Source organism: Flavobacterium commune (assembly GCF_001857965.1).
GTDB lineage: Bacteria > Bacteroidota > Bacteroidia > Flavobacteriales > Flavobacteriaceae > Flavobacterium > Flavobacterium commune.
In genome coordinates this window covers 2,411,740-2,435,207 of record NZ_CP017774.1, presented here as the reverse complement: position 1 = coordinate 2,435,207, position 23,468 = coordinate 2,411,740, and the positions used below count along the sequence as shown (strand labels likewise).

The 23,468-nt window shown below is 34.8% G+C and carries 12 protein-coding genes and 1 tRNA gene; 3 read left to right on the top strand and 10 right to left on the bottom strand.

All coding sequences use genetic code 11. The features are described from left to right. Positions 1-185: 185 nt before the first annotated feature. Together BIW12_RS10250 and BIW12_RS10245 are read left to right on the top strand one after the other, a co-directional pair. Positions 186-1,043, top strand: coding sequence for a hypothetical protein (locus tag BIW12_RS10250; protein ID WP_071185031.1), 858 nt, complete (start codon positions 186-188; stop codon positions 1,041-1,043). 272 nt (positions 1,044-1,315) lie between these two features. Beyond that, positions 1,316-1,386: transfer RNA gene (locus tag BIW12_RS10245), tRNA-Trp, on the top strand. Between the two features lie 64 nt (positions 1,387-1,450). Here the strand turns inward: BIW12_RS10245 and BIW12_RS10240 are convergent. From BIW12_RS10240 to BIW12_RS16345, 8 genes are all read right to left on the bottom strand, one after another. Next, positions 1,451-2,455, bottom strand: coding sequence for an alpha/beta hydrolase (locus BIW12_RS10240; protein ID WP_232227074.1), 1,005 nt, complete (start codon positions 2,453-2,455; stop codon positions 1,451-1,453). A gap of 79 nt (positions 2,456-2,534) precedes the next feature. After that, positions 2,535-4,097, bottom strand: a complete 1,563-nt coding sequence (gene pelA / locus BIW12_RS16180; RefSeq protein WP_083382096.1) for a pectate lyase — start codon at positions 4,095-4,097, stop codon at positions 2,535-2,537. 109 nt (positions 4,098-4,206) lie between these two features. Continuing rightward, on the bottom strand, positions 4,207-5,808 hold the full coding sequence (locus BIW12_RS10230) for a DUF5123 domain-containing protein (protein ID WP_157499542.1): 1,602 nt from the start codon (positions 5,806-5,808) through the stop codon (positions 4,207-4,209). 83 nt (positions 5,809-5,891) lie between these two features. Beyond that, positions 5,892-7,688 (bottom strand): RagB/SusD family nutrient uptake outer membrane protein, encoded by a 1,797-nt coding sequence (locus BIW12_RS10225; protein ID WP_071185029.1) that lies wholly within the window; start codon positions 7,686-7,688, stop codon positions 5,892-5,894. A gap of 10 nt (positions 7,689-7,698) precedes the next feature. Beyond that, positions 7,699-11,220 (bottom strand): TonB-dependent receptor, encoded by a 3,522-nt coding sequence (locus BIW12_RS10220; protein ID WP_083382095.1) that lies wholly within the window; start codon positions 11,218-11,220, stop codon positions 7,699-7,701. Positions 11,221-11,393: 173 nt separating this feature from the next. Beyond that, the gene (locus tag BIW12_RS10215) at positions 11,394-12,533 is read right to left on the bottom strand and encodes a FecR family protein (RefSeq protein ID WP_071185028.1); all 1,140 of its coding nucleotides are present in this window, start codon (positions 12,531-12,533) and stop codon (positions 11,394-11,396) included. 415 nt (positions 12,534-12,948) lie between these two features. Further along, positions 12,949-13,653 (bottom strand): hypothetical protein, encoded by a 705-nt coding sequence (locus tag BIW12_RS10210; RefSeq protein ID WP_071185027.1) that lies wholly within the window; start codon positions 13,651-13,653, stop codon positions 12,949-12,951. Then, the gene (locus tag BIW12_RS16345) at positions 13,650-20,219 is read right to left on the bottom strand and encodes a pectate lyase family protein (RefSeq protein ID WP_157499541.1); all 6,570 of its coding nucleotides are present in this window, start codon (positions 20,217-20,219) and stop codon (positions 13,650-13,652) included. The genes BIW12_RS10210 and BIW12_RS16345 overlap by 4 nt, the downstream gene beginning before the upstream one ends. 494 nt (positions 20,220-20,713) lie before the next feature. Here BIW12_RS16345 and BIW12_RS10200 point away from each other — a divergent pair, with 494 nt between their 5' ends. After that, positions 20,714-21,253 (top strand): sigma-70 family RNA polymerase sigma factor, encoded by a 540-nt coding sequence (locus BIW12_RS10200; RefSeq protein ID WP_071185025.1) that lies wholly within the window; start codon positions 20,714-20,716, stop codon positions 21,251-21,253. A gap of 116 nt (positions 21,254-21,369) precedes the next feature. Here the strand turns inward: BIW12_RS10200 and BIW12_RS10195 are convergent, their stop codons facing one another. Together BIW12_RS10195 and BIW12_RS10190 are read right to left on the bottom strand one after the other, a co-directional pair. Then, positions 21,370-22,728 (bottom strand): glycoside hydrolase family 28 protein, encoded by a 1,359-nt coding sequence (locus BIW12_RS10195; RefSeq protein WP_071185024.1) that lies wholly within the window; start codon positions 22,726-22,728, stop codon positions 21,370-21,372. Between the two features lie 8 nt (positions 22,729-22,736). Continuing rightward, positions 22,737-23,468 (bottom strand): rhamnogalacturonan acetylesterase, encoded by a 732-nt coding sequence (locus BIW12_RS10190; RefSeq protein WP_071185023.1) that lies wholly within the window; start codon positions 23,466-23,468, stop codon positions 22,737-22,739.

Here is a 23,468-nt window from a genome sequence, read left to right as displayed (position 1 = left end):
ATAAGAAAAACACCCAATAAAAAAATCCATTTGAAGATTTGTAAGAAAAAATTAATACATTTCAAAATACATAAAGCGAAACAAATCTTCGCCAATCTACCCATTTTTAGGTGTATATACGAAGGTTTATTTCGCCTATACACAAGTTAGTGGCAAGCTTAAAACGCTCAAGAACCTTAATTCTTATGATAGGAAAATGCAAGCTTTACGATATTGAATGTGAATTAAAAAAGAGTCATCTCATTCCAAAATTTGCATTCGATTATATGAAAAAAACTGGTGGTAGGTTTCTTCGTGGTCATGAAAATCCAAATAAACGAGTTCAAGACGGAATTACAAAATTTCTTTTAAGTGAAAAGGCTGAACAAGAATTCAGTAAAAGAGAAAGATGGTTTGCTAATAATATATTCTTTCCATACTTAGAAAATAATAAGCAACTGTTTCATTACAACGAAGATTTGTCTTATTTTATGGTTTCTGTTTTTTGGAGAGTATTGTTAGACCAATTAGAACATCCAACATCAAACGTTCCAGAACTTAAATTTCTAAATGAAACAGCGGACGAATGGAAAGAATTTTTAGCAAATAATAAACACCCGAAAAATTTTGATAATCTTAATATTTTTCTAACAGATAGAATAAGCAATTCAGTTTCAAATTTAAAAAGTTCTGACATTTATTTGTCAAGAATGATTGATGCAACAATAGTAGTTAACAACGATTATTCTACAGTAGCAGTTTACGTTAAATTTTTAAGGTTTATAATGTGGAGTATAGTCAAGGGAAAACCAACAACTGGAAATAATCTAAGAGTTAGCTTTTCTCCAAGCAAATTAACTCTTCCTCAATCAATCCAAGATAACTATTTTGGAGGTTTTTTATACAATAGAATTAAAATGATAGATGACGGTCCAAAGATTAGTGCAGAACAAGAAAAAAAAATTGTTGAAGAAATACTAAAAAATGAAAAAGACTTTTTTAATTCAGATATGTATAAATCGTTAAAAAACGACAATAATTTAAACGAGAAAGCCAGCCACTAACAGCCACTACAACGGATTTGGGCAATAGGCTTAATGGGAAGTTGATTTTGTATTTGGAATATTAGGCTTCCTTAATCCGTCACATCGCCAGGTTACAGGAGGTTAATAAAAAAAAACATCCAGAAATAAAAAAAGATTTCCGTGTAATCGTCTCCTAACCATTTCATTAGAAAACAGTAACAAAATTTATTGTTTATACTTGCTGCTGCTGTTCGTTTTTTCTCTAAATAAAAGTATATTTGCGCCCTCAAGGCAGTTAGCTCTTGTTTTCTACGGGCGTAGTTCAAGGGTAGAATAGCGGTCTCCAAAACCGTTGATGGGGGTTCGAATCCCTCCGCCCGTGCAAACTAAAATAACAAAGCCTCAAAAATAATTTTGAGGCTTTGTTATTTTATAAAATTTACTTTTTATTTCTTAAAAACTTTAGTCAGGAAACTATCAATATATTGAATAGTAGGTTCAAACCAAGGATTAAACAAACAAAAAGAATGAGGCGAATTTTCGAATTCATGCACTTCTGAATAGATTCCGTTTTTATCTAAAACCTTTCTGTAATCATCGCGTCCGGCGTGCATTCGGGCTACTGAACTATTAATAAATAATGTTGGCGGCGTACTCGCACTTACATAACTCAAAGGCGAAGCAGCCTCCCAAAGCTTTGGATTGTCTTTTTTCGAATAACCAAACCAATAGGTTGCTGCAGAGATATTTTTGCTATCATCGCCTTCGCCTCCTTCTGAATGTACAAAGGATAAAGTACCATCAATATCAACCACTGCATTGACCTGAGATTGCGAATTAGAATTGGTCACCACTCCTTCAAAAAGTGGCATATTCCCGGTTGTCCCCATAAATGCCGCCATTTCTCCACCAGCCGAAAATCCCAATGCCACAATTTGATTCGGATCTACATTGTATTGATTGGCATTTTTTCGAACCCAACGAATAGCGGCTTTCACATCATAAATAGCCGCTGGAAAAAGTGCTTCTGTAGAAAGTCGGTATTCAGGAGTGAAACAAACATAACCCAAACTCGCTAATTTTTGCGCCATCGGATGGTGCTGTTCTCTGCTGCCTGAACGCCATCCACCGCCGTGAATGATAATGATGGCTGTTTGTTTTTTCTTGATATTCTTATCAACGAAAACGTCCAATTTCATTTTGCGTTTTCCGTAACTACAATAAACAACATTGTTTTTTTGCTTTATATTTTCAAAATTCATTTCGGGAACCATCGTAGTATTAGGATGGTATTTCAATGTCTTTTTGAAAGCGCTCGCTGTCGCAAAAGAAGTATCTCTTACTTGAGTTAAACCTTTAAGGTATTGGGCGTTTGCGCACTGAATACCAATCATAAAAAAGAATAAAAATGATATCTTTTTGATTTTATGCTGCAATATTACATTTGCCATTTGTCCTTTTTATTAATTATTAAATTGAAAAAATCACAATTTACGAAGTGAATAAATTGCAATCAAAATTAATCAATAATTACAAACCATGTTTAGCTTTCCAATTGGTATATTCTGAACCAATCAAGGCATTGGGCCAATTGCCATACCAGGAATAATTAACTCTTCTTTCATTCTCAATTTCGGCTAAAGTTGTTTTTGGGATTCCGTCACGACCACAAAACATTGGTAAATTGTTCGTTAAATCATAAAATCTTGCCCATATTACATTTCCAGGAGATGAAACCACAATAACATCCTGCCCTGTAGGCTGAGAAGCATCGGTAATTTTTTGTGTAGCAATTCCGATAATCTTAGCTCCATTAAACCAGTCAATGGCATCTTTTACAGCCTGTTTTACCGCTGCTGATGGTTGTTCTACCAGCATTAAAACACGTACAATACCAACTGATTCCGAACCGCTAAAAGAAGGTAACTCATAAGATCTGGCTAAAGCAGGTAGCAAAGTCACCTCATCATGTTGCGCACACCAAACTGTTTTTTTGCCTTTATATGTTATTTGAGTTTGTAATATAATATCGATACCTTTATTGAAAGCGGTAGTTGCTTTGTCTTTGTATGTTGGATTTACCAGTTCTAAATTATTTTTGCCTTTTATAATATCCCACATCAGGTTCATCACATTCGCAATAGCATTATCATTATAGGTAATTTGATGTCTGTACCCACTTTTATCCGGATAATATTGTGGCCAACCTCCATTAGCATATTGGGCTAAAAACAGCCAATCAATCGCTTTTTCGGCAGCTGCTAAATAATTAGGATTCTGAGTTGTTTTGTAATCGGCTAGTAACCATCGTAATTCGGTTACCACATGCCCGTTGTCTATAGTAGTATCAGTATTGTTTTTTGTGGCCAATGCAGCTGTTTTTTCTTGAGTTGTAGGTGCTACATTATAATCATTTAAATCAGCAATGGTTTTCCCCCATCCTCCATTATTTCTTTGCCACAACAAGATACTTTCGCCTCGCACTGTAGTTAGATACACGGTGGTGACTCCTGAAATAGTTATTTGAAGTTGGGTACTTTTTCCGCTTCCATCAGTAGCTGTAGCTGTTACAGTAATTGTACCATTAAGTCTGGGAGTTAACAAACCATCGGCACTAATAGTTGCTATTGCCTGACTTGAAGTAGTCCAGCTGAGCGTTTTAGTAGTCGCATTTGCAGGAGCAATTTGAGCGGTCAATTGCAATGGCTGACCGTTAGTAATTGCAGCAGCTGTAATAGCAATACTTTGTATCAATACGGCAGGTGATGTTATTCCTGAAACAGTGTAGGTTTTATCTCCATAGCTACCAGAACCGTCTTTGGCTGTGGCAGTAACTTTTACCGTTCCGTTTTTTAGGCCTGTCAAAAGTCCGGTTTCGGTAATTACAGCTGTTGATGGATCCGAAACACTCCAGCTTACTTCCTTGTTTGTCGCATCAGCAGGAAGTACATTCACTGTTAATTGTTTAGGTGTGCTGGTTAATGAATTATCCCCATTAATTGTAATAGTTTTTACTTGTACTTCTTTTTCTATATCATCTTTTGAACAGGACGAAAGATTCCAAACAAAGAACAGGATTAGTATATATTTCATAATTGATTATCTTATTTTAGAAAAAAATTCTATTGTTAATTCAAAACACATTATAACTAAAGAGGCATGCTAATAGCACACCTCTTTATTGAATTTAAAATATTAAAGATTATTTAATCCAACGAGGATCACCAACTAGTCTATCTTTTAAAGTTTGATTGCTAATGGTAAAATCTCCAGAAGCAGCATTTGTAAATCCTGGGTCTAAAGTAGTTCCTGATGCATCAACTTTATTATTAGTTATCGTAGCATCTTTAAAGTTCGGAGAATTAAAATAATTATTGTCTGTGAAAGTAGGATTGGATGTATTTGCTTGATTGGAATAAATAGCAGCTGTATTGGCAAACAACGTTTTACGAACTGTCAACACATTATTTAAAAAACGAACATATAAAATTCTGTTTGTAGCCAACATAGTGCTATTATGAATCGTACAAGCATCAATTAAAACATTGCTAGTCAAACCTGTACCTGACAAACCTGTTGCAGCATCTATACGCACAAAATCTCTTGAAGCCGAGCATTTATTAAAAGTACTGTTTTTAAGAGTAACATTAGCTACATACGTATTTCTGAAATCAATAAAATCAGCACCTATGTTAGTATTAACATTGGTAACAATGCTATTTTCAACCGTAAAAGAATTAACTCTGGCGGCACTTGCATTTGCACTAATTAAAGCACGGGTATAATCGTGAATGTTACAACCACTAATTATAAAATCACCATAATTTGAACTTGCTCCCGTCACAGAAATAACACTTGCATTGGTAATGTTTTCAAGTAAACCACTAGTAGTATTATATACCCTACCATCTAATTCCAAATCCAATAAGGAAACATTACTAGTTCCAGCATTAACCGTCACTTTATAGCGTAAAACAGGTTTAGTTTTCCCAGGAATTCCGCTAATAGTAATTGATTTCGCCAATACGATATCAGTACTTGGAGTTATTCCATCTGTCCCAAATGATTTGTATTCACCAGGCTCTAAAAATAATTTTGCTCCTGAATCAGCATTTGCAATAACAACTAATAAATCATCGGTACTTTTTACCAAAATACCATCTCCTATATCAATACCAGTCGTAAAAGTAACAACACCTCTTTTCTTTGTTCCATTATATAAAACCGCCTGATAAGATGTTTCCGGACTCAAACCTGTTACCGTAGCAATACCGTTAGCTTTTTCTGTAGCTGTAATAGTATGTGTAATATTTCCTGGAGTTAATACAATTGATGTTACATTACTACCAGCAACCCATCTTAACGTTGCTTCTTTAGATGCAATATCACCATCGATGATACTTAAAAAGATTTGCTCGGTAAGTGTAGTAGCAGTAACAGTCGTCCACTTAGAATCTTCTAATCCATTTACAATGGCTTTTACCCTGATAGAATAGACTGTTTCCCCTTCCATTTGTACTCTCAAAGGCAATTCGGAAGCACTCACTTCTAAACTTTTCGCAATAGTAGTAAAATTGGGATCATCGGCACTAAATTCAACTACATAATGATCTACATTATCTCGTGGAGTCCAGTTTAACTCAACTGTAGTTTGTGTTCTGATTGTTGCAGTAAGTTCTACAGGAGCAAAAGCTCTGTTAACCTCCAGCATATCGATTACGTCTTCATTGTAACCTGTACAACTCATTAGAGTCCCTACAACAAATAAGGAAGCTAAAAATATTTTAACTATAAATTTTTTCATAATTTTTTATTTAATGAATCCTGCTACCCAAAATTTATTAACATTATACAACATAAATATTTTTTCGAATAGCAAAACCAGCTTTAATTTTCATTTCCGTATCCGTAATCATTTACTAATTGTTTGTTACTACCAGTAATAAAGACTTGCCAAATAGGCCAGAATTGTCTTGTATCCGGATTAATAGTAGCATCATATAGTGTACTGATTTTAAGTGGCTCTAACTTAAGCCAGCTTTTTGCAGTATATCCTACACCGGGATTGGTAGTTTCTCCACGGTTTAATCCGTAAATTTCCAATGAAACATTATCAGCTGCGGTTTTAAAATATAAAGTTGAAGGTACATCGGCATATTCGCCAGTACGAGCCTGAAGGTTTGTCATTTTCACCTTAGCTTCGTCTAATTTTGTTTTCAATAAATTCCAACGAATTAAAGCTTGTTTACGCTCCATTTCTCCGGTGAACTCAAATTTATGTTCATCCACAATAGCATTAAACATCGCCTCTTTAGACGCCAAAGCATTTACATAAGCATCTACCATGGTTGCATGTGATGCCGATGGGAAAGCTCTTTTTCTAATTTCTTTTAAATAGGGAGCAGCAGCTGAAGGCCCTTCTAATTCGTTAGCCGCTTCGGCAGCTATTAAAAGCACTTCGGCATAACGCATATACAATTTATCTACTCCATCATCATTAGTTGAAGTAACATAACGAGACATCCATTCGTAACGGTATTTTCCAAAATACCAGGTATCCAAATCATTCAATTCCTGCTTAGAAACACCACTAACCGCTGTACCATATTTATAAGGCACACAGGTCACATCTCTACGGGTATCGGCCTGATTGTAGTCATAGAATACAAAAGGTAATGGTCCTGCAGCTCCTCCTCTATTATTACCATTTGCCTGAAATTGATCAATACTATTATGACGAACTGCAAAAGTAAACAACATACGTCCACGACCATCAGCAAAAGGAATTTGCCATAATGATTCGCCTCCGGCAGTTACATCTTCCTGATTGTATTTTCTCCATAAGGTTTCAAAAGAAGTTTCTAAACGTGCCGTACCACTGTTGATTACATCTCTACATTCATCCAAAGCCAGTTTGTACATTTTGTCAACCGTAAGATCTGCATCATTACTTCTTCTTATTCCATCAGGATATTGCTGCAATCCGCTGGCTGCCATTGCTAAACGGGCGCGTAATGCTTTCACAAAAGCTTTATTAATTCGGTGTACACTGGAAGTAGCTGCACTTCCATTAGGCCAGGGCACTAAATCAGCAGCCTCTCCTAAGTCCTGAATAAGTTGTTTATAAATCACATCACGACTTGATTTAGGGATATATATTGTTGCGGAAGTTATCGGCTCAAAACGTGCAGGAATATCTCCCCAGGCTTTTAACAAATCAGCATAATATACCGCTCTCAACGCCAAAGATTCTCCTAAAAGATAACCCAATTCAGTTCCCGGTTGCGGATTCCCATAGGTACGCAAACCACGGATACAAATATTAGCACGTTCAATACCTGAATACATCATAGCCCAGGCATTGTTAGTCGTATTCATATTGGTATTATCCCATTTTGTGTTGTAATTACACAATTCTGAATTGGCATTTATGGTTTGAGAAGTGTTAAACCACTCCACATCCGTATTCAAACCGTACCATGGTAAAAAACGTCCACGGTAAGAGTTCGTTTCTCCAAATGGAACTTTAATTCCGTCTACAGCTCCTTTAGCCAAACCTGCATTAGAAAAGATAACCGACTCATCTAAAGTTGATTTTGCGGGAGCATCTAAAAAATCATCTGAATTACATGAACTTAAAAAGCCAACTGTAATTATTGATATATATAAAAGTACTTTTTTCATTTTTTAAAAATTAAAAATTAAGATTTAAACCTAAAGAAACTTGTCTGCTTCTTGGGAATGGGGCAAAATCCACTCCTGGCGTAAGAGGTGTTCTTCTGATTGTAGAAACCTCCGGATCTAAACCTGAATATTTAGTGATAACAAATACATTATTAGCCGTTGCATAAAATCTTAATTTGGCAATACCATATTTAGAAAGTGCATCTGCCGGTATGGTATATCCTAATGAAAGGGTATTTAGACGTAAGAAAGAACCATCTTCTACTGCCCAATCACTGAACACATAATTTCTCATGAATGGAGACCACAAAGTAGTATTAGCATTCAAGGCTTCTAATTCGGCCGGATCAGTAACAATTTCTCCCGCTGCATTCAAATTAGTCCATCTATTATCAGAAGCCATCAAAGTACTTAAATTTCTATACTGTGTATTTTCAGTTGCTGTACTATACTCGATTTTATTGGCATTATAAACATCATTACCAAAGCTATAATTAAAAGCTGCCGATAAGTCAAAACCATAAGCGTTAGCATTTAACACAAAACCTCCTGTGTGCTTTGGATTAGCATTACCTATTATCGTTAAATCTTTTGCATCAACTACTTCATCCCCATTAATATCCTTTAATTTCATTACCCCAGGAGCAAGTGTACCCAGGAGTGTAGTATTAGGAACTCCTGCTTTTAAAGTATAACTGGTTCCATTGTAATCAAAATCAGACACTTCATAACGTCCATCACTTTTATATCCTTGCATTATTCCTAATGGCTGTCCAACTCTTACAGCATAATCATCTGCAAATGCGGTAGATGCCCAGTTTGTTGACCAAAAGAAATCATTCATTACTCCTAATGAATTGATTCGGTTTTTATTCATCCCAAAGTTCATAGAAAGACTTAAACCATAATTCGGTTTATTAATAATATTAAGATTCAACGAAGCCTCAATACCGGTATTTTGAGTCTCTCCCATATTTCGGTACTGTGTATCGTATCCACTACCCGGAACATTGAAATTAATCAACAAATCTCTGGTGATATTTTTATAGGCTTCAACACTTCCACTCACTTTTCCGTTAAACAACTCATAATCCAAACCGAAGTTTTGAGTTATGGTTGTCTCCCATTTTAAATCCGGATTAGGCATTGTTTTTGATGGAGCCCAAAAACTGCTAACCCCTTCAACCCATGTTGTAACATTAGGATTAAACAACAAACTGGTTTGACCTGTTGGAATATTGTTATTCCCTGCCTGACCATAACTGGCTCTTAGTTTCAATAATTTTAACCAGGAAACATTTTTCATGAAATCTTCTTCAGAAAGTTTCCATGCCACAGCAGCTGACGGGAAATAACCCCAACGGTTTTTTCCTAAAAACTTACTGGACCCATCTGCACGATAGGTTGCTGTAAATAAATAACGGTTTTTGTAGTCGTAATTTACACGTCCAAAAAAAGATAGTAATTTATCCTCAGGAGCATAAGTAGTTTGTGTAAATTGTGCATCTCCCTGAGAAGAAAGATTTTTGGCACTTTGAAAATCAAAAAACAAAGGGAAGGCATGAATTTCACTGGTTAATTCAGTACTATTTATTTTTATTAATTCCTGACCTGCCAGTAATTTTAAGCTATGATCTTCTCCTAATATTTTCTTGAAATCATAATTAGCTGTATTAGCAATTCTAAATGTAACATTCTTTCTGTCTAACAAAGCTAAGGCTGGTTTCCCTTGATTTTCTGCCGCTACCTGATTTCTTACATAAAAAGTTGAACGTCCATAAAAACGATAATCCTGATTATAGTAATTATCCAGACCTAAATCAGAACCCAATTGAAGACCCGGCAAAATTTTATACGATATTCCTCCTAAAACATTGAAGTTTTTTCTTAATTGCAGACGGTCATTATCAGCTGCTGCTACAAAAGGATGTACTAAAAAGCTGGCATCGGCCTCATCTGTATTATCGGAAGTCAAACCTTCTAAAGGAATTGGTGCATAAGCCACACTATTACGTAAACGGGCATCGGCCGAAACAGATTTAGCATTTTGCTCATTAGTTCCTCCACCTTTAATTTCTGTATCCGAATAACGCACCGTGAAAGACAAATCAATTTTATCAGTAGCTTTGTTTTTTACAGCCAGAGATAAATTGTTTCTTTTGTATTCAGAACCGATCATAATGGTTTTTTCATCAATATGGGCATAATTAAAATTGAAGTTCACTTTATCGGTCCCACCTCTAATACCTAAATCTCGGCTTCTGGTTTCTCCCAGACGACCATAAACCTGTTTTTGCCAATTATTACCTTTCATTCCTGTATAAAGATCACGATCAGACCATTGTCCAAAATATTGTTGATACGAACTGTCGTCTTCTTTAAAACGATTCACATATTCGTATTGCAATCTTGCATATTCTTCAGGATTTAAAACACCAATAGTGTTAGCAATCTTTTTAAATCCGTAAAAAGAATTAAATGTTGTAGAAATTTTACCGTCTTTTCCTTTTTTAGTAGTTACAAGAATAACTCCATTAGCTCCTCTGGAACCGTAAATTGCAGTAGAAGAAGCATCTTTTAAAACCGTTATCGTTTCAATATCCGATGGAGCAATATCATTTAAATTGGCTATTGGAAAACCATCTACAATGATTAATGGAGACGCATCCTGAGTTAAAGAACCTCCTCCTCTAATTCGAATATTGATGGCAGCATCCGGAGAACCTTCAGAAGAAGTTACCTGAACCCCTGCTACACGTCCTGTCAAACTCTCAGCCACATTATTCATATTAGTTTTTTTCAAATCTTCTCCTCCAATTGAAGCAACAGAACCTGTTAAATCTCCTTTTTTAGCAGTTCCATAACCAATAACCACCACTTCGTTTAAGGTAGAATTTTCGTCCTTTAAAACAATATTCAAATTGCTGTTTTGTCCTACTGCTTTTGATAAGGTCTCGAATCCAATGAATGAAAAAACCAACACACTGGATGATCCTTTTACACGAATAGTGAATTTCCCGTCAAAATCAGTTTGAGTACTGTTTTTAGTATCTTTTTCTAAGATATTAACACCCGGAATTGGCATTCCCTGAGCATCTTTGACTACTCCTGAAACTTTTACTTCCTGAACATCCAGAGCTTTCACCGCATTAGTTACTAATGGAGCTGCTTCTTTTTTTCTGACTAATAATATCTGTCGGTCGTTTATGGTATAAGAAACATCCGTTCCTTTAAAAACTTTGTCTAATATTTCAACTATTTTTTTGTTCTCAACATTAACAGAAACCTTTCTGTCTAAATCAATCAAACTGCTTTCAAATAAAAATCGATATTCTGAAACGGACTCGATTTTATTGAACAGCTGCTCAACAGAAGTATTATTCACATTTAATGTCAACTTTGTATTTTGCGAATAGGTACTTGCCTGGATTCTGACCAAAGAAAGTATCAATAATAGCGTGGTTAGTTTCATCTTTAGACTAATTTTAGGCAAATACGGACTGAGCCATTTCCCTTTAATTATTTTTTTCATAATTTTGGATGGGTTTTAAATGATTTTAATTTCGATACGTCGTTTGAAACACATTACTAAATCGGGAAATACTGGTACTATTTTCCGATTTTTTTTTAAATGAGTTTCTTCTTTCCTTAAAAAAATTACACTCTTATTTCATTAATTGGCGTTTTAGTTTGTTAGTAAATTAGTTAGTTTATTTTTATGAGTTTACCCTCTTTTTTATAGGTAAAATTTTGAATTTCACTCATTGTTTGCAAGACCTTATCAATACTTTCAATATTTTTATTAAAACTGGCATTGAATTTTCTGTCTAAAAGTTCTTTTTTATTATTCTCTATTGTAACATTATAGGTACGTTCTAATCTTATGATGATTTCTCTAAAAGTTGCCTTTCTAAAAACAAGCTCTCCTGTCATCCACTCGGTATAAATTCGGGTATCTACTTTTTCAACTGCTATTCCGTTTTTTTGAATATTCCAGGTTCCTTTTTCACCCGGAACAAGCATTTCCTTTTCATTTGGTGCTACCACACTTGATAAACTAACCGATCCTTCAACCAAAACGGTATTAATATCAGCCTCTTCTTTATAAGAACTCACATTGAATTTTGTTCCTAAAACCTTCACATCAACCCCTCTTGTTTTTACAATAAAAGGATGTTTTTTATCTTTTGTTACCTCAAAAAAAGCTTCTCCCTCCAGCACCACTTCACGATTGTGCCCTTTTATAAATTGCACCGGATATTTCAAAGAAGAACCTGCATTCATATTGACCACTGTACCATCAGACAGAGTAATTACAAAAGTTTTTCCGTAAGGAATCTTGATTTGATTGTAAACCAATTTATCCATTGAATCATCAGAAGCATAACTAATTTGATTCTCTTTTTGAGAAGCTACTACCTCTCCATTTTTCTTGATTATTTGCTGATCACCATTTGGGCTTAAAATCTGAATATCTCCATTTTCCAATACTAATTGAATGGCATCATCAGGAATTACAATTTCATCTGAATTATTTGTATTATTTTGAAAAACATAAACCAAGCCCAATAAACACACAAAAACTGCTGCATATTGAAAAACAGTTCTCCAATTAATTACAATGGGCTTTTTTCTAAGTTCAATTTTCTCTTTTAATTCTTCCCATGATTTTTGGGTATCTATCGATTCCATATACAACAATGCTTCTTCGAGCATGCCATTAGCCTGGAGTTCTTTTATTAAGTCTTGCTCTTCCTGAGGCAACAAGGCAATTTTAGAAGCATCTACACTTCCATTAGTAACTGTTTCCTTTAGGATATTTATCAAATTTGTGCTGGAATCCATTGTATTTATCTTGTGTGTTAATGTTATGTTAGCAAAAAAGTTTTTTAGGGTGACAATTTTACTAATTATTTTTTTTTAGGATTAAAATTTAACACGATGTAAAAGTTAAGCATAAAAAATGAATTTTACCCAAAAACAAGTAAAAAACTACATACTAACAACTTACATAAAACAAGCTATCCGAAACGACAAAAAAACAATCTCAATTCGCATCTTATACACCATTTAGAAATATGGAGAAATCTAATTATTTTTTGTCCAATCGAGTACAGTCGAGATTCAATAACGGTTCTCGACTGCGCTCGAACTGACAATAAGACCATTTTATATTTCCAAATGGCATTATTTAATTGCAAAAAAATAGCCCGGAAAAAACTTCCAGGCTATATATAATTTAGATAACTGTATCGAACGTCTAGTTCACCGTAAATTGTACTATTTGAGAAAACGAACTGCTATTAGCATCAGACGTTTTTACTCTCCAATAATACACTCCACTGGTTACTGAAACACTAATTTGTGTATCTGATATATTAGTCAATCCCGATAGAGGAGTTTGTTTTCCATCTACCTTATCAAGATAAATAGTATATTTTAAGCCACTACTATCCGTATCAGATCCAGCCCATTTTAAGGTAATTTTACCATCAACGGCCGTTACCATTTTATCTTGAATTGGTGCAATTAAATCAGCCGGAAAAGGTGCATAATTAGCCACACTTTCACCAGCAGAGGCATAAAATTTCCATACTTTGCTAAGATTATTGAATTCCTTAGACAAATCATCTGTAGAAGACACTTTCCATGAAAAAGGAACATCTTTGTCCAAAGTCACTTTATACGAAGTCGTTTCAATATTATTCTTAATCAAAACCACTTTGTTTGTCTCAAGATTAGTTATTGTCAACGTATAACTATCGGTATCAGCTGTAGGTTCCCAAGCCAAAGTAACTTCGCATTTGGTACCGGAAACAGAAGTCCCTTCGCAGGTAGAATTATCCAAAGGACTCGCCAAGAACAATTCTCCTAATTCGGGAGTATTTTTTTCATTATCATCATTACTGCAAGCAGTAGTAAAAATAACCAATGAAAGAACAAAATAAATTAATGGTTTTCTCATTTTTTTATAATTTTAAATGTTTTGCTTATCGTTTTTCCTTCTAATTGAATCAAATACATTCCATCCATATAAGAAGACAATTCTAATTGGAAATTTCTATTAGTCGCAATTGATTTTACATATTTTGAAATCAGATTTCCTGCCAAATCAAAAACAGCAACATTCACTTCATTATCCACTCCTGCTAAATAAATCTGAACAACTCCCGAAGTTGGATTTGGAAAATACTGAATCCCTTCTGACAAAAATATCGTTTCATTAAAAGCACCCTGACACTCTAAATCAGTACTTACTGAAATGGTATTGGTTCCTGTTTTTAGAGCAGCCGTATAATTAGTTCCTGTAACCAGCTCTTCAACACCATTTAATGTTACTTTGTATTGGCTGGCACCTTGCATCGAAAGTCTCACAGTATTTGAATTTTTAGAAACAAAAGAACTAACCACTATTTTTTCAGGCTCTTCAATTTTTACCTCATAACATTGTTTGTAACCCGGAATACTTGTAGTTGAAAAACAAATTTCATATACTCCTGCCGACAGATTACTCAATGTTTTTGTGTATTCATTTTCAGAATTTAAAACATAATTATTACCATTGATTTTAACATCATAAATTAATGTATTTTCTTTAGAAGAAACTGTTATAGCTCCATTATTTGCCCCATTACAAGTAGCACTATTAACTAATACCTCGAAATTATCCAATGGTAATGTTACAATTGTTTCCAAGTTAGGAATTGGATCCCATCCATCCGTTCCTTTTGTAAAATTAAAGGTTGTGATATCAGTACCATCAGCCAACTTAGGAGTTGTAAGCATCTTAGACCAACTTACACGATTAGCTGAATTATCAACACCTGAATCTTCTATTGTTCCAAACTCATAAATATTATCAGATGTACCTCCTAATGAACTTGTCCATCCTGCAGGTGCTATTAAAGACAAACCTTCTGAACCAGTGAAATTAGAAGTTTCAATTTTAGTTTTATACAAAACCACCTCACTTGTATTAGCCGACCATGGACGTCCAAAATAACCCGGCTTAGCTCTAAAGGCTGAAGCGGTTTCAACTCCCGGCACTGCCGAAGTAACTTTACATTCATACAATAAGAAACCTCTACCGGAACTTTGCTGAGGAGCTGTTAAATAAGAAGCATCTCCGGCAACATCACTCACATTCATTACAAAATCGGTTTTATAAAACACTCCTATCATTCCTCCAAAGATATAATCTACAGCTCCCATTACCGCTCCTTTGTAAACCACTACTCTGGAACCTACGCCTCCGTAAAAAGAATCCTGACGACCTACTACTCTACAGTTTTTCAAAACAGTCTTATCAACACCATTTGGAATACCAATAGCCGCAGCTCTTTCAACAAAACTTCTGTTTTGAACCGCTGTATTTCCGTAATCTGTTGGTCGCTGACCTTTATTACCTACAGTCCACATCACTACTTTATCTTGAGATTCTTTTTTAGAAATGTATTGATTGAATGAATTTTCGAAAATAATATCATTGGCCTCAAAACCATTAGCAGCAATTACAGCTGTAGCATTCCAATAAGAACCATTGGTAGTTCCACTAACATTCTCATAGGTATAACTATTATTCGCTTTGTTCACTGCTAAAACATCAGCATTCCATTTATTGTCATTACCCTGACTGTAATAACTATAGCCATAACCATAATAAGAAGTAATACGAACTGCATTAGCATCAATATCCACACCTTTGTTTTTCAAAGCAATACTTGGTTTAGCCGCAGCATTCTTAAAGGTAACATTAGGACTATTGACCACAATCATTTCTTCGTAGTTACCCGGATCGATTACCACAGTTACTCTTTGCTCAGCTGTACGAACCATTTTAGAAATGGCTTTCAAAGCACCATTAATCGTTTGATAATCTTTGTCGATTCCAACAGTAATCACAGAAGTATAAGGTACAATTAGATCGACATTAATATCCGTAAAATAACTTGTTCCATTCACAGCAATAAGAACATTCCCCGGACTAGTTCCTGTATAAACATAATCAACCTTTTCAAAAAGACCTGTACTATTACTACTAGTTGTAACGGCTGCACCTCCTTGTATAGAAAAATTAGCTGCATAATAATAAGTAACCGTTATTTTTTGATTTGGATTTACAGGGACACTAATTGTAGAACCCGTCCCAGCATTTAGATGACCTTTGGCAATTTCGTTAGCAACAGCACCAGTAAACAACATTCCTTTGTAACTAGTTGTTCCATTAGCAATTACTTTATCATCAAAAGACCAATTAGTAACAGTTTTAAATGTTAGTTCTTTTGAAACTGCTGCATTTGAAACTACAAGATTAGATGTCATTGCTAACTCTACCGGATATTCATCCAATCCTAAAGCGCTAACGGAATAAGTTCCTTTACGTAAATTGACATTATTAATATCCGTAAAAGTATAAGTTATTCCAGCCTCATTAATATTGGAGAATTTCAATCCTAATTTAGTCAATTGAGTTGCATCCAAAGAAGGAGCTGTGATAGTAACTTTGTACTTCGGTTTTAGAGTAAAAGCGACATCGACAGTAGTGTTTGACGAAACAGTAACTGAATTAGCTAAAATTTCATATTCATTAACTCCAACACCTGAAACAGTATATCCTACACCCGATTCTAATTTTACTGAGTACTGCCCTGTAACAGCATTAACAACAGCTACCGGAACATAGGTTTTATTAGCTGCTGGATCAGAAGTATACTTCAAACTAAGATTAGAAATAGTTGTTCCTAAACCTGTAACATTTCCAGTTACTGTAAACAATGTAACTTTTGAAATTGTAATATTATGTTGGTTTGAACCCACAGCAACCTCAAAACTATCTCCACTAGTAATTAAATATCCATTGGCATTACCTACACTTAATGTATAAGTATATCCCGCTGGCAATGTTACATTATACTTCCCATTAGCCACAACAGCATTCCAGATTTTCCCTGCTGCATTAGTAAAATCAACTGTATATCCTGAAGAAATATCTGCTGCGTTAGTTACATCAATAGACCCGGAAACCGCTACTAAAGTTGCCGGTTTTCGAATAATACGATAATAACTTGGTTTATTTACCTGATCATAAATTTTATAAACTCCTGTTTGTTTAGCTACAAATTTATATTCTTTAGTTGTAGTTGTTGTTTCTACAAGATCCGATTGTACATTAGCATCAGTAAGATATACAAAATTTAATCTACCCGCTGCGTCAGTGTTAGCAACAACTGTTAACTCATCATTTTCTTTAAGATTAAAACTTAAATAACGACCAGCCTGAGCCGAACCATTTACATAAATTCTTCCTGTATATCCGGCTGCAGCACCAGAGCCTACATTACTATCATATCGAGTAAGTGCTGTGTTACTGGATCTAAGACGATCATTGGAACCTCCAACCCAAGACAAATCCCCAGCAGTAAACGAAGTAGGCATCACATACGTTGTACTAGCCGTACCCACCACATAACCAACAGGATACCATGAATTAATAGTTGCAACATCTAATTTGTTATTATATAAAACATCGTCCAGCTGTTGCGCACCAAAATCCCAAACATCAGCTTTAACAACATCGGTATTATCCGGTATAATTTCTAGCGATGGCAAATATAAATCAGTCCCCGGAGCCACCAATTTAAAACGCAATGTTCTTGCTCCACCAATATACTTAAACTCATAAGTATCCACACGATCAACAACAACTTTAGTGGCTATAGTCCCTAAATCACCTGCTACCGAAGCGGTACCCTCCATTTGCAATGAAGAATATTGTGACCCTAAAAACCGAACTGTACAACTTCCGGTTACTGCAATATCAATTTGTCCACCAACCTTCATATTAAGACCATAGGTGGCACCATGTAGCTTATAACTTCCCCCACTCAAAGTAACAACATTATCAGTACTTTTACCCGCAGCAATAATTACTCCATCCCTAAAATCATAGACAACAGAACTTGCTACTTGCTCTGGCAAAACTTTTAATGTCGCTGAAATACTTCCCGCAGCATAAATTGAAGTAGCAGCCTGATTAGCCGTAATAGTAGTTGTTCCTTCCCCTACAATAGTTACCATATTTCCACTTACCGTAGCAACCGCTGTATTACTGCTTGTATAAGTAAAAGTCCCATCACTATTAGATGTAGGAGCTGTTAATGCAAAAGCAGCATCGCCTACAACTTTATCAGCAATAGTAAAATTAGAAATTGATGGAGTTATTAACGCAGGAGTATCATATACCGTTTTTATATAAAATAAATTTGCTGTATCTCCTTTAAGAATCGTATTCGTTCCTGCAGCTACCGAAGGAATCACCACCACACCTGCAACCGCCGTATAAGACACATTGTTAAGTTTAACCTTTCCTGAAAATGAACTATCAAAAACTAAGGTCAAAGTTGAAGTTGCCGTTGTTGTATAACTAATTACAGTAGCACTTTCCATTTTTAAACGAGCCGTCAAAGTCAAACCATCATAAGTTTGAGAACCATCAGTAGAGTTCATATTTCCTGTAATAGTATAAAAAGAACTCGTTTTCCCTGAAGTTGTAAAGTTATGCACCTCACCACCTGTTGTAGTTCCGGGAGTCGATACCGTAATCGTTCCAGATCCTGTTGCCGGATTTCCAACTGTACCTGTAGTTGCAATAGAATAAGACACATTAGCCGTAGGCGTACCGGAAATAGTGATAGTTTTAGCAGTCGCATCTTTTACAAAAGTAATTCCCGATGCAGGCAATCCTGTTACCGTAGCATCAGTTGCATCTCCTCCCCAGGTATATACAATATTTGCAATTGCTGAACCAGAGTTAACTGTTTGATTCGTATTAGAAGTCGATGTTAAAGTTTGACTGGAAACTACTGTTTCTCCTTGTACCGCTACTAAACTACTGGTATAATTAGTAATAGCCGTTTTTAATGCAGTAATTACAGAAGAGGAAGTATCATCAACATTATTACTAAAAGTCCATTTCAAATCACCACCTCCTGTACGTCCTGAGTATTGCATAACTTTTGATTTAGCCACTTCAGGAGAATCCGGAACTAAATTTTTCACATATAATGCTACATCAGTATCAAAGTTATTATAGACGTTTGCTCCCGCATACGATTTTACAGTATTAGGAATCTGCTCTCCTCTGGTAGTTGCTAAATAAGCATCAAAATCTATCGTAGAACTAATTTTTCCTGAAATATTATACAACGGATTAGGATCACCATAGGCTACAAAACGCATTTCATTAGTAGCAATATCTGCATCAAAAGTATTATTAAAAGCTTTGATGATTCCTCCGTCTTCACCTGAAAAAGTCCCAACATTTCCCGGATCATTGGCTTGTTTAGAGCTACTCCAAACATCTGTTCCCTGCATAGAAATCATCATAGGACGTTTAGAATTACGGAAATAATTATTTTCTACAAACAAAGAAGAGCCACTTGTGGAACCAGCACCATACTTTGAAACCCCATCATAATAATTATTATAAATGTGAGCTGAATAAAAACGTACACGAGGGTGACGTGAATCAGAATGATCAAACCAGTTATGATGATAAGTCACATACAAACCCACAGTTGTATTTTCACTCAAGCCTAAAAGACTACATTTCCCACTATCCCAAAAGTGATTGTATGAGAACGTACAATAAGTTGAACCTTTATTATCTAATGCACCATCACCTTTTATCTGATCCGCATCACTACCTGCATTACCATAGAACATCTCATTATTATGTACCCAGATATGATCATTATCCTGTTGCATTCCAAAATCATCACCTGCTGTACTGTTGACATTCATAGTAGCGAGATTTCGAATTTCAACATTAGAGGCATACTTCAATCTTACTCCCCAACCATTACAAACAGCATCATTCCCTACACCTTCAAATGTAATAGAACCTGATGCGTTATTTTTATTCTCAATAACAATATCTCCACCGTCCATAACACTCATATCAGTAATATTACCGATTAAACGAACAATCAAAGGGCGATTATCTAATCCTTTTTTAAACCCAAATAAAATATTTTGCAAACCTATACAAGGATTTGTTGTTGCCCCTGTAACTGTTAAGGAAACTGTGTTTTTTGTGTTCTCGGTAACATATATGATTACCGCATTAGACTTTGGTGTCCCGTCCATATTATATCCACCTGGTATGCGTCCTCCCTGAAACGCAAAACCATTACGGTCATGCGCTAAAACGGTAAGACTTTGTGTAGTTGCAGCATCTCCTTCCACTCCCGCAATCACAGCTTTCACCGAAACAGTATAATTCCCGGCAGCCAGTCCTAAAACATCGGCACGAAAATAAGTACCATAACTTCGAATTAGCTGGTTATCTATTTTTTGATTTGTAATACCGTTACCGCTATAATACACATTATAACTTTGCGCCCCGGAAACAGGCTGCCATTTTACATAAGCAGACTCTAACCATCCGGCTGATTCAGTAATAGTTACTGTTTGTGAAAACATTTGCAATGACGCAAATAGAACGGCCAGATAAAGTAAAATTTTTTTCATAATTTTGGTCAGTTTTTAAATGATTTAATTTCGATACGTCGTTTGAAACACATTACTAAATCGGGAAATACTGGTACTATTTTCCGATTTTTTTTGATGTATTTCACTTTTTAAATACAGTCTTACTTCATAAATTAATTAATTTAATGGTTAATAAATTCGTTGGCTTTATTATAAATCTCAACTTTTAAAATACTTCCAGCTTATTGAAATAACTCCTTTCATTTATTTCTAAAATCAACAACCCAATACCTGAATATTAAAACAAATTACCCTCGATTATTTTCTATAAAAAGTTCTATAACCTTAGAAACACATTCAACTACTTGTTTTTATTTTTAGTTGTTAAATATTTGTTATCAAAAAAAACTTTTAGGGTGACAGCTTTAGTAAAAAATTTTATTTATTTTTACATATAACAAAAAAAAACTAAGTTTTTATTTTACATTTGACACAATGTAATCCATTACAAAACAAATAATCCTTATTTACAAATGTCATCTCACAAAGATTTAAAAATATTTGAAGACTTGTACAAAGAGCATTTTGCCTATCTATCTTTAGTTTCTTTTAACATAACTAAGGATAAAGACGTGGCAAAAGATGTTGTACAGGACTTTTTTATTTATCTATGGGAAAAAGAAGAAGCACTCAGTTTCACGATTTCGTTTAAGGCTTATGCTACAAGAGCGGTAAAAAATTTAAGTCTTCAATATTTAGAAAAACACAAAACAATAAGTTTAGAAAACAATAAAAACATCCTCCCGAGGATGGAGGAACAACATGTTTTTGAAAAAGCAGAAGAAAACAAAAAAACTAAAATTTTCACTTTGGTAGATAAAATCCCGCAAGCCCGAAGAGAAATTTTTATATCACATATCGTGGAAGGACACAGCTATGCAGAAATTGCAGAAATGTACAACATATCTGTTAATACGGTAAAAACACAAATGAAGAGAGCGTATGCTTTTTTAAGAGAATTTGAAAACAGCAGCACTCTTTCGGCAATATTATATTTTCTATTTAGAAATTAATTCATCTTTACTTTTTTATAAAATCAAAGCGAAGTCAAAAAACAGCTTGTTTTCTGACTTCGCTTTGATTTGTTTTTTTTTACAAGATGAAACAACAAACTTTTTTTTCAAAAAAACTATTTCACAGCGCTTGGCACCCCTATTTTATCACCAATTATAATTTCGTTTACACTTATATTCTGGGTATTTGTCAAGGTCATTCCGTTTTTAGCTGATTTTACCGTAATTTTATCCAAAACCACATTCTCCACTTTCTTTTCCGGAAAACCTTCAATAACAATTGCGGTATTAGAAGCACTCTCACAACTCACATTAGAAATCAAAATATCGGATATTTTAGAAGGATACAAACCAGCTCCTTCACCGTGATAATTAGCAGTCATATAAATGCAATCCTCAACTTTCCCCAAAGCAATATTAGAAAAATACAAATCTTTAACATAACCTCCTCTATCGGAATTGGTCTTGATATAAATCCCTCTTTTCAAATAACCTCCGGCCTTGCAATTATCTACATACACATTGCGTACACCAGCTGACATTTCGCTACCAATAACCACAGCATGCAAACCTTTGAATTCGCAATTTCGAATCACAATATTTTCCGAAGGACTATTGGAATTATCACGTCCTTCATTATCACGTCCGGCTTTGATAGCAACATTATCATCTCCGTTATTAAACTTAATATTCTCAATTAAAACATCACTTGAATATTCCGGATCAATTCCGTCATTATTATTATTCTGCGCATCATATTTTAAACCGCGAAGCGTAATACTCCTGGATTTTAATAAATGTACACACCAAAATGGAGAATCTTCAATTTTAACATCCTCAATCAAAATGTTTTTAGAATTGACAAACTGGATCAGTTGTGGTCTTAAATAATGACCTTCACCAAAAATACGCTCTTTTAGGGGAATATTTTTATGATTCATTTCCCTGCTTAAAAGCTTATCTTTTTCTTCAAGAGGCTTCCATTTTATCCAGGTATCCTTAGCTTCACCATCAATAATTCCGTTTCCCGTTACGGCAACATTTTCTACATTATTACCATAAATCAATGGGCTATAATTGTACAACATGGTTCCCTCCCAACTGGTCAATACCAAAGGATAATCTTTCGGATTTGAACCAAAACGAATTTTAGCCCCGGCTTCCAGATGCAATTTTACATTGCTGACAAAATGGATTGGTCCATTAATGGTATAAACTCCTTTAGGGACCACAATAGTACCGCCTTGTTTTTTTGCACAGGCTTTCATTGCTTTGTCAAAAGCCGATTTACAATTGGTAATCGAATCGCCTTTAGCACCAAATTTAGTTACACTAACTTTATAATTTGGAATAACAGGCAACTGAATGCTATTAACAATTTTCTCTATTTCAATCTTTTTGTCTACAATTTTAGTTTGCGAACATAAAACATTAAAACACAACAACAGGACAAAATAAAAAGTATTGTTTTTCATAGCAATAATTATTTAATGTGTTTTTTCAAATCCAAATCCGTTTTCTTCAATTCAGCTACAACTAATTTAGCAATTTCAGTAGCACCTAACAAGGATAAATGGGTATCATCATGTTTTTCGGTTTTGTAAAAAGCGTTTTCGCCTGCATTAAAATGCAAATGCAGTTTTTTAGAACCTTCTACTCCATAAGACTCTTCTAACAACTCGGTCAAATATTGTAAATCAATAAATGGCACTTTATAATCCGTAGCCACTAATCGGGTTTCCATTGGATACAAACCATGAGTGTCAACCAAAGTACCTTCGGCATTAAAATTCCTTCTTACAATCGAAGAAAACAAAACCGGAATTGCGCCTTTAGCACGAGCTTCGGTTACAAATTTGATTAGATTTTGGCGATAAGCCGTTCGCGGATTAGTATAAACGCTCGGTTTATTTTCTTTTTGGTCATTATGTCCAAATTGGATAAAAACATAATCCCCTTTTTTCAAGGTTTCCAAAATAGCATCCCAACGTTTTTCATTGATAAAACTGCGGGTACTACGACCATTTTGCGCTCTGTTATCAACCACAACATTGTTGTCAAAAAATTGCTGTAAGACCTGAGCCCAACCGTGTTCGGGATTTTCTGTCGGGTTGGATTTATTTGCCATTGTCGAATCGCCAATGGTGTAAACTGTTGTTTTTTGTGCAAAACAACTGGTAGCAATTAATAAAAAAAGGAATAATTTTATTTTCAT